Raw genomic sequence first — 15,578 nt, forward strand, 5'->3', positions numbered from 1 at the left:
TCCCCTTTTTTATGGGGGGTCGGGGACGGTCAGGATACGGACCTCGTCATTCAGGGCGGCCTGGTAGTGCAAATGTCGAGGTCGGCGCTCACTATTGCGGCGTCTTGCCATGACTATCAATAAGCTCGGCTAGAAAAACGTTTTGCGTTGGCCATAAAAGTGCGTAAAATCGCTTCCTCGATGCTTGTAGCAACGAATCCCGCCTAAACAGCCAGTTTCATGCCCTCCCCAAGCAGTAAAAGGTAACGAATGAAGCCTTTTTGCTCATTCAGCACCTTGAAGACGTGTTGTGATAACTGAAAAGTGTCAATTATCCCTCTCGGTTATCAAAAAATTAAGGATACCCATGTTTTCCTTGGTCAAGCAAAGTGTCGCCGGGCTGCAAATTCTGTTTGTCGCCTTCGGTGCCATGGTTCTGGTGCCCCTGCTCACCGGACTGAACCCCTCCATGGCCCTGCTTGGCGCCGGTGTAGGTACCCTGCTGTTCCAGCTCTGCACCCGTCGCCAGGTTCCGATCTTCCTCGGCTCCAGCTTCGCCTTCATCGCCCCCATCATCTATGCCACCCAGACCTGGGGCCTGCCGTCCACCATGTTTGGCCTGTTTGCCGCCGGTTTCATGTACTTCATCCTGGCCGCCATCATACGTGTCCGTGGCATGGACTTCGTACACAAGCTGCTGCCGCCCGTGGTGATTGGCCCTGTGATCATGGTGATCGGTCTGTCGGTCGCTCAGGTCGCCTGCAACATGGCCATGGGCCGCGCCGGTGGTGAACAGGTTGTTCCGCCGGCCACCGCCCTGACCCTGGCGGGGATCTCATTGGCGGTGACCCTGATTGCGGCCGTGTTCTGCAAGGGCTGGATCAAGCTCATCCCCATACTGTCCGGTGTCATCGTCGGTTATGCCGCCGCTGTCATGATGGGGCAGGTGAGCTTCGATGGCATGGCCAATGCCCCCTGGCTGGCGTTGCCGCACTTCGAGACCCCGGAGATCAACTGGGCTGCCGCCCTGTTCATGCTGCCGGTGGCCATAGCCCCCTGCATCGAACACATAGGCGGCGTGCTCGCCATCGGTGGCGTGACCGGGCAGGACTACACCAAGAACCCGGGCCTGCACCGCACCCTGGCCGGTGATGGCATCGGTGTCTGCTTCGCCGGTTTCATCGGTGGTCCTCCCGTCACCACCTACGCCGAAGTGACCGGCGCCGTGATGATCACCCGCAACTTCAACCCGGTCACCATGACCTGGGCTGCTGTGTTCGCCATCATTCTGGCCTTCTTTGGCAAGTTCAACGCCCTGCTCACCTCCATCCCCATGCCAGTGATGGGTGGCATCATGCTGCTGCTGTTCGGATCCATCGCCGCCATCGGTCTCAAGACCCTGGTGGAGTCCAAGGTGGATTTGGGCCTTGCCCGCAACATCGCCATCGTGGCCGTGACCCTGACCGTGGGTGTGGGTGCCCTCGAGATGAAGATCGGCGACTTCGCCCTGGCGGGCGTGGGCCTGGCCTCGGTAGCCGCCATTCTGCTGAACCTTATCCTGCCCCAGCACTCCGAAGCGGGTGCCATGGAGAGTGCCAAGGATTAAGCGTCGGGTTGTGCTCAACCTGTTCGCCAGAAGGGCACCCCGGGGTGCCCTTCTGCTTTCTGCTCAACCTCATCCTGCCCCAGCACTCCGAAGCGGGTGCCATGGAGAGCGCCAAGGATTAATCCCAGGCGCATAGTCACTCTTTGTTCGACAAGAGGCCACCATCCGGTGGCTTCTTTCTTTTGCTGCGCTCTTTGACTGTACCCTCTGGCCTAACCGGGCCGAGAGAGCCCGGCTCTGACGAGACCAGCACTCTCCAAAATCTGAGCGACTACAATCAGATGCGTTATTCACCATAGCGGGAGAGAAGCATGAAGAAGGCATGGATCCTGGCCCTGCTCGGGCTGATATGGGGCGGCGCGGCCCAGGCCGGTGCGATGCGCTACGAGGTCGATGGCCAGCCGTTCGAGGGCTATTACCTCGCGGCTGGCAAGAAGGCCCCCCTGGTGGTGCTGGTCCACGACTGGGACGGCCTGACCGAATACGAGGTCAAGCGGGCCGAGATGCTGGTGGCTCTGGGTTACAGCGTGTTTGCGGTGGACCTGTTTGGCGCAGGCGTGCGGCCGACCGCGGTGGAGGAGAAGAAGAAGCTCACCGGCGCCCTCTATCAGGACAGACCCAGAATGCGCAAGCTGCTGGCCGGGGCTTTGGCCGAGGCAGGCAAGCTGGGAGGGCGGCTCGACAACGCGGTAGCGCTCGGTTACTGCTTCGGCGGCGCCGCCGTGCTGGAGCTGGCCCGCAGCGGCGCCGATCTCAGAGGCATAGTGAGCGTGCACGGTGGGCTTGAGACCCCGGCCGGGCAGGACTACCAGCTGACCCGGGCCAACCTGCTCATTCAGCATGGCAGCGCGGATCAGGCGGTGTCTCTTGGCCAGTTCACGGCCCTGATCGCCGAGCTGGAGAGTGCCGGTATCCGCCATGAGGCGACCAGCTACAGCGGCGCTCCCCACGCCTTCAGCGTGTTTGGCTCGGACAACTACCGGGCCGACGCCGATGCCAAATCCTGGCAGCGTTTCACCGAGTTCCTCGGTGAGGTGACCAAGGGGTGAGGGCAGGCCTGGCGCCAGGCTCACAGGGGCTGGCTGGTTATACTCAACGGGTGAGGCGCCGCTCGGCCGAGACCGGGTCGGCGCCCCAGAGCGTCACAGTAAGGAGTAACGATATGCGTCACATGCGGTTATGGGGCCAGATCCTGGCCGTGCTGCTGCTGTTCGGTTGCGCTGCCAAAGGCGATACCCCGGCCCAGCAGCGCAATACCATCTTGCAAATGCGTGAGCAGGCCCTGTCCACCCTCTATGGCAAGGCGCCGGACATCAGGCGGGAGGTGGCCAGATCCAAGGGCTACGCCGTCTTTAGCAATGTAAACAACAACTTGTTGCTGCTCAGTGCCGGCAGTGGCTACGGGGTACTGAAGGACAATCGCACCGGCCGCGATACCTACATGAAGATGGCCACCGCCGGCTTCGGGGTGGGCATGGGGATCAAGAAGTTCCAGGCCCTGATCATCTTCAACGATGTCACCGCCCTGGACAGATTCATCACCACAGGGTTTGATGCCAGCGCCCAGGCGGACGTGGCGGCCAAGTCGGCGGACGACGGCAAGGTGGTGGTCAGCGAGGCGGCCAATGCGGATTTCCAGAAGGTGAAGATGTATCAGCTCACCGAGCAGGGGGTGGCGGTGCAGGCCACCATGCAGGGCTACAAGTATTGGCCGGATGACGAGCTCAACGGCAAGTAATCCAACGCTTGCCCGCTCTTTGTCACAGGCAGCGCTGGATAAGCGCCGCCTGTTTTTGTGTTAGTCGCAGCCGCTCAGGCGGGGCGCCCATCCAGCATCAACACCCTCACCCACATGGCCCCTTTGCCCACCGGATGGCGGGAGGAGAGGCTCAGCTGCCCCGTCTCGGACGCTATCCTGTGCACCGCCACATTGTGGGACTCTTGCCCGGTGGCGATCAGGTAATGACCGCTGTGATCGATGGCAAAGCCACGGGGGCAGGATTCGGTCGCAAAGTGATCGAGAAGAGTGAGGCTGCCATCCTGTTCATCGACACCGAACAGGGTCAGCAGGCTGCTGGCCCGCTCGCTGGTGTAGAGGAAGCGCCCGTTCGGGGTGAGGTGCAGATCCGCCCCCCAGCGCTCCCCCTCATAGCCTGGCGGCAGCATGTCCAGGGACTCACATTCCTGGATGCGGCCATCCTCTTCCCTGTGATAGCGGTTGAGGGTGCCATCAAGCTCGTTGAGGCAATAGAGATCGCCGTTGCTCGGGTGCCGCGCCAGATGGCGTGGCCCGGCGCCGGGCGCCGTGTGCAGATCTCCTCTGGGGTGAGGCGTCAGCCGCCCATCGTCCCCTAAGGCAAAGCGGCGAATGGCGTCGTCTTTGAGGCAGGCGACCAGCAGGGATGGGCTCTCTTGCTCATCTGCCAACAGGGTGACCGAGTGGGAGGCCATCAGATCGTCGATGCGCTGGTGCGGTGCCTGCACCCGGCCGTCCTGGTCCATGGGGGAGACGCTGAGGTGGTTGAAGGCGTAGGAGGCGGCGAAGAAGAGGCGTCCCGTCGCATCGGTGCAGGTGTGAGAGGCGCTGCCCGCGAGCGGCGCCGAGGCGGGCGCTCCGAGCCGTCCATCCGCGCCTATGGGGTAGCTCAGCACCTTGAAGTCTGGCCGCACACCGGCATAGAGCCAGCGCCTGTCCGGGCTGATGACCAGGGGCTGCACCTCGCCGCCGGTCTGCACTTCTTGCAGCGAGACCAGCTCACCCTCGTCCAGCCGAAACACATGAATCAACCCGCTTACCGGGTTGGCGATATAAACCACTTGCTGCATGGCGCCTCCTGCTGGCGATAGGTGCGTCCTGGAACGGCAAGACGGCAGGGAGGATGGTCGCACAGACGGGGGCATCTGCCCAGCCGCCGTTTGCTTAGGGTGCAAGGCACCCTGGAGAGGGATGGCAGGGCCATGGGGCGGAGCGCCAGGTTCGGCGTTTCGATGCGCATAAGTGCCGGTCTGCTGAGGCTTGGGGCGGATAAAAAAACGGGCCCCATAGTGGGGCCCGTTTGACGGTGGGTGGCGAGCGGGATCAGCTCGTTCTGCCTGGTTGCGGCGGGGGCAGGCCAGGGCGAGATTCCACCCTCTGCTCATCTCCACGCTGGTTCTTGATATGCACGTCCATCTGGTTGAACGCAATGTCGATGCCGTGTTCGCGGAACAGGACGTCAATCTTGCGGTTCAGCTCATCGATGGCCGGGTTGCGATCCCCAAGCTCGCTCACGAAGAAGCGCAGCTCGTGATCCAGGGTGCTGGCGCCGAAGGTGAGGAAGTAGACGATGGGGGCCGGATCCTTCAGCACCCGGCTGTTCTCCATGGCCGCCTGCATCAACAGCTTGCGGGTCAGCTCCAGATCCGAGCCATAGGCCACCCCGACCCGGGCGATGACCCGGGTGACGGTGTCGGACAGGGACCAGTTGACCAGACGCTCTATCATCAGCTGCTGGTTCGGGATGATCACCTCTTTGCGATCGAAGTCGGTGAGGGTGGTGGAGCGGATGCGGATCTTGTTGACCGTGCCCGAGATGGTGCCGATGGTGACGGTATCGCCGATCCGGACCGGACGCTCGAACAAGATGATGATCCCCGAGATGAAGTTGGAGACGATCTGCTGCATGCCAAAACCGATACCGACCGAGAGGCCGGCGGCCAGCCACTGCAGCTTCTCCCACTGGACCCCCAGCATGGCCAGGGCGGTGAGGGAACCCACCCCGATGAGCGCATAGTTGAGCATGGTGGTGAAGGCGTAGGCGGTACCCTGGGCCAGGCGCATCTTGGAGAGCACCAGCACCTCCAGCAGGCCGGGCAGGTTGCGGGCCAGGGACAGGGCCGCCCCGAACAGGAACAGGCCGGTCAGCACATCGCTCAGGCTGACGGGGAAGAGCACGGCGTTGGCGCCAGTCCCTTCACTCTTGTGCCAGAGCACCACGCTGTCGAGGTAGGTAAATACCGCGACCAGATCGGACCAGAGCCAGTAGAAGGCGACACCGAACACCAGCAGCAGCATGATCCGGGTCAGGCGCAGGGACTGCTGGCTGACATCTTCCAGATCCATGGGCTGTTCTTCGATGGCCTCGCCCCCTTCCGCGTCTTCCTGGGTCTTGTGCTCACGCTTGGCGACGGCGCGGCGATAGGCCAGGCGGCGAGCCGCCAGCTCCAGACCACGCAGGGCGGTGCGATAGACCAGGCTCCAGATGATGATGAGGTAGAAGGACTCGATGAGGCGGCCGGTGAGCTTCAGGGCCGTGTAGTAGTAGCCAAGGGCCGCCAGCACCATGAGCGCCACCGGTGCCAGCGCCAGGGCGACCGCCGTCAGGATCTGCAGCATGCTCGCCTCGCCCTTGACGCGGGCGCGGGAGATGGGCAGTACCAGATAGCCGGCAAGACCCAAGAGCACCAGGGTCAGACCCTGTCCGATCACGTCGTTGCCAAGAGAGGAAGGTTCTACTACAGCTTTGGTGGACAGCATGATCAGCGGTAAAAGCGGTATCCACAGATATCTCATGCTGGCACGCTTGGCCTGCAGCTCGGCTCTCGGCATGCGGAAGTGGCTCTCGCCAATGCCGCCCGGTCGCATCACCGACAGGTAGACGCTGAACACCAGGTAGCCGAGGGCCAGGTTCAGGGTGATCTGGAAGATGAGCTTGGGGCTCAGCAGGCCGCAATAGGTGAGCAGCAGGCCGGCGGCCAGGATAAACAGGGTGCCGGGCAGGCGCTGCAACACGGTATAGAGCAGGGCGCGCGGGGTATGCCACTGGCTGTCCTGACGGAAGCGGCCGAGATCCTTGGCGATCTTCTGCTGGCGGGCGACTATGGTCGGCCGTTTCCACAGCAGCAGGCCACCCACCAGCAGCAGCGGGAAGGCGAGCAGGGAGATGGGCAACAGCATCTCGCCCCACTTGCTCCAATCCGGTTTGAGCACCCAGTCGGAGGCCTGCTTGTAGGCCTGGGCGGGCCAGCTCAGCAGCCACTTGCCATCGATGGGCTTGTTGCTGCTGACCCAGAAGATGTGCTGCTGCAGGGTGAACTCGACCGAGGCATAGACACGGCTCAGCTGCTGCTGGGTCAGCTGCAGGCTGATGGCGTTGGTCAGCTGGCTGTCGAGCTGACGGTTCAGCTGATCGAGCAGCTCGATGCGGGTGTCGATGAGCTTGGCGAGATTCGCCTTGTCCTCTTCGCTGACCGGCTCGCTGCTGCCGGCGATCAGATTATCCAGATACTGGGTCTTCTGGAACAGCTGATCCCGCTGCTGGCTCAGTTCAAACTGGGCCAGGTGCAGGTCGGCTATCTGCTCTTCCAGGTTCTTCACCAGGCTAGAAGGCGCAGCCTCCAGCTGCTGGTAGAGCTGATAGAGGATGCGTGACAGCAGCAGGTTGCCCTTGAGCATCTGCACCTGTTCGTTGAGGTTGCGCTCGGTCTGGGTGCCGCGCTCCAGCCAGCTCTTGGCTTGCAGGTTCTTCTGCACCAGCGAGTTGAGGTTGGCGGTGGCGCTGATGAGCTGCTGGCTGAGCTGGTGGTTGATCTCCTGCTCTTTTTGCACCAGTGGGTTGTCTTCGGTGGCCACCAGCTCGCCGGTCTGCTCGGCAGCCTTCTCGGTGTCACCGAGGCGCTTGGCACTGCTCTGCTCCTGCAGCGCCTGCAGTTTCTGCTCTTCGTAGGCGAGGCGCGCGCTCTGGTAGTCGCGCTGCTTGACCACGAGATCCTGCATGCTGGTGCGGTTATCCAGCTCCTTTTGCAGGTTGGCCAGTTGCAGGTCCAGCAGGGCCAGCTCGGTGTTGAGCTTCATCTTCTCGGCGCTGCTGATGCTGTCGCCGGAATTCAACCGGGTGCGGATCTCCTGGCTGCGCTGGTAGGCGCGGCTCATGTTGACCTGGGCCCGCTCCGGCAGGGTCTGCAGGCTGGTGATCTGGCTGCCGATGGAGCCGAGGGCTTCCTGGGACTCCTGCAAGTTGGCCATGATCTCGGTCTGGCGGCTATCGAGCTCCGCCAGGCTCATGCTGGCGTATTCGCTCTTGAGCTGCTCCAGGCTCTTGCCCTGGGTCAGGTTGTCGAGCTTGGTGCCAATCTCCTTCAGCTCGCTTGGGAGCGAGCGCAGTCGCTGTACCTGGGCTTTGCTCTTGGCCTGCTCCTTCTCAATGTTGTCGAGCAGGCTCAGGGTATCGGTCAGCAGCTTCTGATCGGCTTGTTGGCTGACGGTGAGGGTGTCCGATTTGCCGAGCGCATCGAGCGCCCGCTGGACGTTGGCGCGTTGCGGCACATCCTGCGCCATGGCTTGCGAAGCGCAGAGTGTGAGGAGTAAACAAAGCAGCGGCAACAGGCTGGCCGAGGCTCTTCTGAACTGTATTGAGGGCATAAAACTTCCGGGTTATTACGCAAGATTCGGGAGGCTTCCCACAGGGGGATAAAGCCGCGTGGATTCTAACACCGGCGGTAAACACGAAGCAGGGGGGAGAGATAAAAAAAACGGCGCCCGCAGGCGCCGTTTTATCGGTTCAAGACTGATTACAGTACGTGAACGGAGGCGGTGTTGGTGGTACCGCTCGGTACCAGAGCACCGGAAACCATGACAACCACGTCACCCTTCAGACCCATGCCGCTGGCCAGGGCCGCTTCTTTACCGATGCGATAGAAATCGTCGGTGGAGGCGATGCTGTCAACCACGTGAGCAACCACACCCTTGGTCAGGACCAGTTGGGCAGCGGTTTTCTTGTTGGTGGTGATGGCCAGGATCCAGGCTTTCGGGAAGTACTTGCGGATGGCCTTGGCGGACTTGCCGCCTTCGGTGGCGACCACGATCAGCGGGGCGTCCAGCTTCTCGGAGGTCTCGACGGCACCCTTACAAACGGCTTCGGTGATGCGCAGCTTGTTGCTGTCGTTGGCAGCAGACAGGTTGGACGGCATCACGGCGTCGGTACGCTCGCAGATGGTGGCCATGATGGTCACGGCTTCCAGCGGGTACTTACCCTTGGCGGACTCACCGGACAGCATGACTGCATCGGTACCGTCCAGCACGGCGTTCGCCACGTCGCCAGCTTCGGCGCGGGTCGGACGCGGGTTCTTGATCATGGAATCCAGCATCTGGGTGGCGGTGATGACCACTTTACGTGCCTTGTTGCACTTGGTGATGATCATCTTCTGGGCGAAGATCACTTCTTCTACCGGGATTTCCACACCCATGTCGCCACGAGCAACCATGATGCCGTCGGAGACAGCCAGGATGTCGTCGAAGTTGTCCAGGCCTTCCTGGTTTTCGATCTTGGAGATGATCTGGATGGCTTCGCCACCGTGGGCCTTCAGGTGCTCACGGATTTCCAGAACGTCTTCTTTCTTACGGATGAAGGAAGCAGCAACGAAATCAACGCCTTGCTCGCAACCGAAGACGAGGTCACGCTTGTCTTTCTCGGCCAGGGCCGGCAGCTTGATGGAGACGCCCGGCAGGTTGACACCCTTGTTCTCGCCCAGATCACCGTTGTTCAGCACCTTGCAGATGACTTCACGTTCGGTGATTTCGATGACGTCCAGGCCGATCAGGCCATCGTCAACCAGGATGCGGTTGCCGACGCGCAGGTCGTTGGCGAAACCGGCATAGGTCACGGCGACCTTGTCTTTGTTGCCAACCAGGGTCTGGTCGGTGGTGAAGGTGAAGGTCTGGCCGGCGACCAGAGAGACATCGTTGCCACCTTCCAGCTTCATGGTACGGATTTCCGGACCCTTGGTATCGAGCAGAATGGCTGCGTGCTTGCCGGTCTCGGCCATCACTTCACGCAGGTTGCGGATACGGGTGCCGTGCTCTTCGTAATCACCGTGGGAGAAGTTCAGGCGCATGACGTTCATGCCGGCGTCGAGCATCTTGCCCAGCATGGCTTTGGATTCGGTCTTGGGACCGATGGTGCAGACGATTTTGGTCTTTTTCATGTCAGTCTTCATGGTTAAGGAGTTTCCGTCGTGCAATATACACCAGTTTTTGGATACTTTTTATGATCCAGAAACAACGTTTTGGGCTAAAACCGCCTCAATTTACAAGATAACGTTTTCGCTCACTGTTGATTTTAGGGGCTAAAATAATTGCCTCCCCCGATACCAGCTCATTCGGTACCCATTCTGTCGGGTCACTGGGACCCAGATCGTATGTTGTTAAATAACAAGCAGTTGACAAAGGGCTCAATGAGGGGGTAAAAGCTGGGCTGCCGAGTCGCCCCCAAGTGTAGCCAGTGTGCGGGGCGCCGTGGGTTATTGGCCGAGATGGCTGCCCATGCCGTCCATGCCGCCCATACCGATAGTGCAGCCCGAGTGAGTATGGATGGAAACAAAAAAGCGCCGCTGGATTCAGCGGCGCTTCTCTTTTTATTGCATCTGGTGCGGATTCTGGCGAGCGGGCGTTAGCCGAAGAACCAGTAACCGCGGTTGACCAGTCGGGTCAGCAGCTGCAAGAAGCCGGCCTGATCGGCGAGCTCCACCATGTCGGCCTGGGTGACCATGTCCTTGTCACACAAGAGGGAAATGGCGGCCGCATCTTCACTTTGCAGGGTCCAGGCTTCGCCGTCGATGTAGCACTGCTGGTTGTCGCCGCTGAACCAGACGGAGCGCAGGCCCGGCACCTTGATGGCGGGCTCGCCCTGGGTCAGCAGGTCGGCGATTTCCTCGGCGCTGTAATCCGGCTCGACCGGATTCACGTCCAGATCGTGCTTGGCCTCGGAGATCATGGTGCCGAACCACTCCTTGAACAGGGTCTCGTCGTCCAGGGCCTGTTGCATCAACTCCCGCAGGCGGTGCAGCTCGTGGGGCTGGATCTCGCCGTGGCGGGTGCGGGGCTTGAGATCTGCATCGCCGTAACGCTCGGTGCGCACCTCGTTGTCGATCAGATGATCGGCAAACGAAGAGATAAGCGCCTTGGCGTCCGGGGCGCGGAAGCCCACGGAGAAGTTCAGGGACGGCTCGATGGCATAGCCCTCGTGGGGGAATCCGGGCGGGATGTAGAGGATGTCGCCCGGCTCCATGATGACGTCGATGATCGCCTCGAACGGCTCGCAGTGCAGCAGGGCGGCGTGGGCCGCGAATTCATTGAGCGGCTTGGCATCGCCGACGCGCCAGTGGCGCTTGCCCTGGCCCTGGGTGATGAAGACGTCGTAGTTGTCGATGTGGGGGCCGACGCCGCCGTGGGGAGTGGAGAAGCTCACCATCACATCGTCAAAGCGCCAGCCTGGGATGAACTGGAACGGCAGCGCCAGTTCGTGTACTTCCGGGGCCCAGTGGTTGCAGGCCTGCACCAGCACGGTCCAGTTCTCTTCTCCCAGGTGATCGTAGGATTCGAAGGGGCCGTGGACCGCTTCCCACTTGTTGTTGAAGCGGGTGACCAGGCGAGATTCAATCACCTCTTCCATGGCCAGACCCGCCAGCTCGTCCGGGCTGATGGGATCCTGGAAGTCCTTGAAGCCGCCCTTGATGAGCAGCGGGCGCTTCTGCCAGTGATGCTCGAGGAAGTGAGCGATATCCAGATTGAGTTCGTACATGGTGCTTCTCGTATCTTGTGAGAGATCTTGCCCAAATCGGGTTTGGGCAAGGGCTCTGGTATGGCCCAATAACAGCTGATGTCATTGAATGGGCCAGAATCAACAAGGGCCCCGCCATGGCAGGGCCCTTGTCCTGTCGGGTTAACCGCTTATTTCAGCAGATCCACCAGACGCTGAGCCTCGCCGATATAGTTGGCCGGGGTCAGCTTCTTGAGCTCTACCTTCACCTCTTCGGGCAGTTCGAGGGTGTCGATAAAGGTGCGCATGCCTTCGGCGTCGACGCGGCGACCACGGGTCAGCTCCTTGAGCTTCTCGTAGGGCTTCTCGATGCCGTAGCGGCGCATCACGGTCTGGATGGGCTCGGCCAGCACTTCCCAGTTGCCATCCAGATCGGCGGCCATGGCATCGCTGTTCGCTTCGAGCTTGGAGATCCCCTTCAGGGTCGCCTGATAGGCGATGAGGGAATAACCCACGGCGACACCCAGGTTGCGCAGCACGGTCGAGTCGGTCAAGTCACGCTGCCAGCGGGAGATGGGCAACTTGCTTGCCAGATGCTGGAATACGGCGTTGGCCAGACCCAGGTTGCCTTCGGAGTTCTCGAAGTCGATGGGGTTGACCTTGTGGGGCATGGTCGAGGAGCCAATCTCGCCGGCGATGGTGCGCTGCTTGAAGTGACCCAGGGAGATGTAACCCCACACGTCCCGATCGAAGTCGATCAGGATGGTGTTGAAGCGGGCCATGGCATCGAACAGCTCGGCGATGTAGTCGTGGGGCTCGATCTGGGTGGTGTAGGGGTTCCAGGTCAGGCCGAGGGAGGTGACGAACTCCTCGGAGAACTGGTGCCAGTCAACCAGGGGATAGGCGCTGACGTGAGCGTTGTAGTTGCCGACCGCGCCGTTGATCTTGCCCAGGATCTCGACCGCCATGATCTGCTTGTACTGGCGCTCCAGGCGATAGGCGACGTTGGCCATCTCCTTGCCCATGGTGCTCGGGGTCGCTGGCTGACCGTGGGTACGGGACAGCAGCGGCATGTCGCGGTACTCATGGGCCAGGCGCTTGAGCTCGCTGATCAGCTTCTCGCAATAAGGCTTGATCACCTCTTCGCGGGCGGTTTTGAGCATCAGGCCGTGGGAGTTGTTGTTGATGTCTTCCGAGGTGCAGGCGAAGTGGATGAATTCGCTGATGGCGGCGAGCTCGGGGTTCACTTCCACCTTCTCTTTCAGGAAGTACTCCACCGCTTTCACATCATGGTTGGTGGTGCGCTCGATCTGTTTGATGCGGGCGGCGTCGCTCTCGTTGAAGTTGCTGACGATGCCGTCGAGCAGGCTGCTCGCGGCTGCGCTCAGGGCAGGGACTTCCGGGATCCCGGCGTGGCTTGCCAGTTTTTGCAACCAGCGCACCTCGACTTCGACGCGAAAACGCAGCAGGCCGAATTCGGAGAAGATAGGGCGCAGGGCATCGGCCTTGTCGCCATAACGACCGTCAATCGGGGAAACAGCAGTCAGCGCGGACAGCTCCATGGGGTTAACTCCTGATGTGTGTGGGGGTTAGCACTCTGCCCACGATCTTGCTGCGATGCCGTGATCAAGGCTCATACACTGCGCGGAATCCTCATTTATCGACATAAACTCCGGTTCCTGCGCGGTTTTTCACCTTGCTGACGACCTCTCGCGACAGGTCGTGCGCCGATTTTTTAAAAACGTTTGGCCAGTTCCACCATCTTCTTGCGAGCGAAGATGATCTGGGTGCGGCTGCCGCCAAGCTGGCGCCACAGCACCACGGCGCGGATCCCTGCCAGCAGCAGGGCACGCACCTTGTGCTGCACCAGGGGCTGCTGCAGGAACAGCGGGGTACCCGCCACCTGGATCCTGGGGCCAATCGGGCTGATGAGATCGCTGTAGATGCTCGCCATGTTGGCCAGGATCTGCTCGTCGAGCAGATCGAAATGCTGTTGCTGGCGACCGATCTGGCTGATCCGCTCCCCCAGCATGTTGAGGATGTCCTTGCGCTTGGCGAGCTTGCGCTCCAGCGCGATCAGGCTCACCACGTAACGGGTCAGCTCGGCGTTTTTCTGGCTGCCGTCGGCGCCGAGTTGCTCCACCAGAGCGCGGTAGCCGTCGCGAATGGCGAGGTGGCTGCCGAACACTTCCAGCGGCTGCTTGGGATTGGTCACCAGCACGCTTTGCAGACTCTCGCGCAGGGAGGCCTCGTCGCAGGTGCCGTCACGGGCCACCTTCTGCACCAGGTAGGCCGCCTGGCAGATGCCGGCAAAGGCCATTGTTCTGTCTTGGAATTTGTCGCTCACGTTCGCGGCCTTCTGTTAATTATTCAAAACACATTCAAGCCCGCTGGCCGAATGGGGTCTGCAAAGGGCCGCGCGTTGCGGCCCTCCTTGTTTAGTTATACCGGGTGGCTGAAGCGCTGCTCTATGATGCCGCCGCCCAGGCACTCTTCCCCGTCGTAGAAGACGGCGGACTGGCCCGGCGTCACCGCAGCCTGTTTCTCGTCGAAGATGACCCGGATGGTCTCATCGTCGATGGGCTGGATCAGGCAAGGAATGTCTTCCTGGCGGTAGCGGGTCTTGACGGTGCAGCGGCGCGGCGCGCGAATGGGGGTGCGATCCACCCAGTGCAATTGGCTCGCGATCAGGCCGTCGGAGTAGAGACGGGGATGCTCCCCTTGCGCGACGATCAGGGTGTTGCGCTCCACCTCTTTATCAACCACGTACCAGGCCTCTTCGGTGGCGTCTTTGCGACCGCCGATGCCGAGGCCCTTGCGCTGACCCAGGGTGTGATACATCAGGCCCTGGTGCTCGCCGATGACCTTGCCATCCACGGTTTCGATGGGGCCGGGCTGGGCGGGCAGGAATTTCGCGAGGAAGTCCTTGAACTTGCGTTCACCGATGAAGCAGATGCCGGTGGAGTCTTTCTTCTTGGCGGTGATGAGATCGAGCTGCTCGGCGATGCGGCGCACCTCCGGCTTCTCCAGATCCCCGACCGGGAACAGGCTCTGACCCACCTGAGCTTCGCTCAAGGTGTAGAGGAAGTAGCTCTGATCCTTGTTGCCATCGAGACCGCGCAGCAGGCGCGGGCGGCCCGTGCTGTCGTCACGGCGCACATAGTGGCCGGTGGCTATGTAGGTGGCACCCAGCTCTTCGGCGGCAAACTCCAGGAACGCCTTGAACTTGATCTCCTTGTTGCACAGGATATCCGGGTTCGGGGTGCGCCCCGCCTTGTACTCCTCGAGGAAATGCTCGAACACATTGTCCCAGTACTCGGCGGCGAAGTTGATGGTGTGCAGCTTCATGCCCAGTTTGTCGCAGACGGCTTGGGCGTCAGCCAAATCCTGGGAGGCAGAGCAATACTCGTCCGTGTCGTCTTCTTCCCAGTTCTTCATGAACAAGCCTTCGACCTGATAGCCCTGCTGCTGGAGCAGGTAGGCCGAGACGGAAGAGTCCACACCGCCGGACATGCCGACGATCACCTTGATTTGGCTGTTGTCTGTCATTAGTCGAAGTTACCAGTTCGTTTAAACGGGGCGTATTCTATCAGAATTTCGCGCCCCCGGTCACATATCCATGCCAGCGTCCCGTAGCGGGTTGTTGTGGCAGGAAATCGTTTTTCTCTCGTCCCATCCGCCGAGGCTAAATCGGTGCCAAATGGCCTTAAATAAAGGCTTTGAGTGCCGATAGGGGCAGGCGAGTGCCCCCCAGATAATCCTGGATGCACTGCCACACCAGGGGGCTTCGCAAGGACGGTTTGCACTCGGCAATCTCGTCCAGGGTGAGCCAGTGGCAGGCGAGTACATCCCCATCGGGATCCTCTGGATGGTGCTGACCCGGCGCCTTTTCAAGGTCGAAGATGACGGCGGTGCGCACGAAAGTGTCCTCGCTGTCCGCCGGCTTGAACAGATAGGTGCCAAGCCAGGCGCTCGGCACGGCGCTCAACCCCGTCTCCTCTTTCAGCTCGCGGCAGGCGGCTTCAATCAGGTTCTCGCCAGGTTCCACATGGCCGGCGGGCTGGTTGAAGCGGCGCTGGCCCGCGATCTCTTCCTCCACCAGCAGGAAGCGACCCTGCCAGTGCACCAGGGCGGCCACCGTCAATCTGGCTTGTAGGGGCGGGTGATCAATCATAAGGACTCCTTGTCGCTTGCTGTTATTCAGGACTGGCCGTTGCCGTTGCGGGCCGGACGACGGGCAGTGCCACGTCCCGGGCTGCGGGGTTTGCCGTCCGTTGGTTTGGCGGGATGGGATGAAGCGAGGCCGCGTTCGGCGCCATGAGGCCTGCCATTTGGCGTTGCGCCAGCAGCATCTCTCGCTGCTCGTGGCCTGTTTTGATTGCGTAAATTATCGCTAAATTGATTGCTTGCAGTGGATTTCACTGCCCGATCCTGCGCTCCCTGACCATCCCGGCGAGCCGTATTGGCACTGTCTCTTA

11 protein-coding genes are annotated in these 15,578 nt (G+C 61.2%); 3 read left to right on the plus strand and 8 right to left on the minus strand.

All coding sequences use genetic code 11. The features are described 5' to 3' along the window. The first annotated feature begins 346 nt into the window (after positions 1–346). The 3 genes from CUC44_RS12680 (at position 347) to CUC44_RS12690 (ending at position 3,323) form a co-directional block, all read left to right on the plus strand. On the plus strand, positions 347–1,585 hold the full coding sequence (locus CUC44_RS12680; protein WP_167388889.1) for a uracil-xanthine permease family protein: 1,239 nt from the start codon (positions 347–349) through the stop codon (positions 1,583–1,585). A gap of 311 nt (positions 1,586–1,896) precedes the next feature. Further along, positions 1,897–2,634, plus strand: coding sequence for a dienelactone hydrolase family protein (locus CUC44_RS12685; protein ID WP_100860289.1), 738 nt, complete (start codon positions 1,897–1,899; stop codon positions 2,632–2,634). A 113-nt stretch (positions 2,635–2,747) separates the two neighbouring features. After that, positions 2,748–3,323, plus strand: coding sequence for a lipid-binding SYLF domain-containing protein (locus CUC44_RS12690; RefSeq protein ID WP_244166781.1), 576 nt, complete (start codon positions 2,748–2,750; stop codon positions 3,321–3,323). 74 nt (positions 3,324–3,397) lie between these two features. On the opposite strand, the gene pgl is transcribed toward CUC44_RS12690, so the two are convergent. The 8 genes from pgl to CUC44_RS12730 all read right to left on the minus strand — a co-directional run bounded on the left by pgl (position 3,398) and on the right by CUC44_RS12730 (position 15,274). Beyond that, a complete protein-coding gene (pgl, locus tag CUC44_RS12695; RefSeq protein WP_100860290.1) occupies positions 3,398–4,411 on the minus strand; it encodes a 6-phosphogluconolactonase in 1,014 nt (337 codons plus the stop codon). 253 nt (positions 4,412–4,664) lie between these two features. Beyond that, entirely contained in the window at positions 4,665–7,985 is a 3,321-nt protein-coding gene (gene mscK, locus CUC44_RS12700) for a mechanosensitive channel MscK (RefSeq protein WP_100860291.1), read from the minus strand. A 149-nt stretch (positions 7,986–8,134) separates the two neighbouring features. Further along, positions 8,135–9,547 carry a pyruvate kinase PykF gene (gene pykF / locus CUC44_RS12705; RefSeq protein ID WP_100860292.1) on the minus strand — a complete coding sequence of 471 codons (1,413 nt, stop codon included), beginning with the start codon at positions 9,545–9,547 and terminating at the stop codon, positions 8,135–8,137. Positions 9,548–10,011: 464 nt separating this feature from the next. Continuing rightward, entirely contained in the window at positions 10,012–11,142 is a 1,131-nt protein-coding gene (locus CUC44_RS12710) for a ribosomal protein uL16 3-hydroxylase (RefSeq protein ID WP_100860293.1), read from the minus strand. Positions 11,143–11,291: 149 nt separating this feature from the next. Beyond that, on the minus strand, positions 11,292–12,662 hold the full coding sequence (gene purB, locus CUC44_RS12715; RefSeq protein WP_100860294.1) for an adenylosuccinate lyase: 1,371 nt from the start codon (positions 12,660–12,662) through the stop codon (positions 11,292–11,294). A gap of 173 nt (positions 12,663–12,835) precedes the next feature. Further along, positions 12,836–13,447: a high frequency lysogenization protein HflD gene (gene hflD / locus CUC44_RS12720; protein ID WP_100860295.1), complete on the minus strand. Its 612-nt coding sequence runs from the start codon at positions 13,445–13,447 to the stop codon at positions 12,836–12,838. A gap of 95 nt (positions 13,448–13,542) precedes the next feature. Beyond that, the gene (gene mnmA / locus CUC44_RS12725) at positions 13,543–14,649 is read right to left on the minus strand and encodes a tRNA 2-thiouridine(34) synthase MnmA (protein ID WP_100860296.1); all 1,107 of its coding nucleotides are present in this window, start codon (positions 14,647–14,649) and stop codon (positions 13,543–13,545) included. A gap of 157 nt (positions 14,650–14,806) precedes the next feature. Beyond that, on the minus strand, positions 14,807–15,274 hold the full coding sequence (locus CUC44_RS12730) for an NUDIX hydrolase (protein WP_100860297.1): 468 nt from the start codon (positions 15,272–15,274) through the stop codon (positions 14,807–14,809). Positions 15,275–15,578 lie beyond the last annotated feature (304 nt).

This window comes from Aeromonas lusitana (genome assembly GCF_002812985.1).
In the GTDB taxonomy this organism is placed as follows: domain Bacteria; phylum Pseudomonadota; class Gammaproteobacteria; order Enterobacterales; family Aeromonadaceae; genus Aeromonas; species Aeromonas lusitana.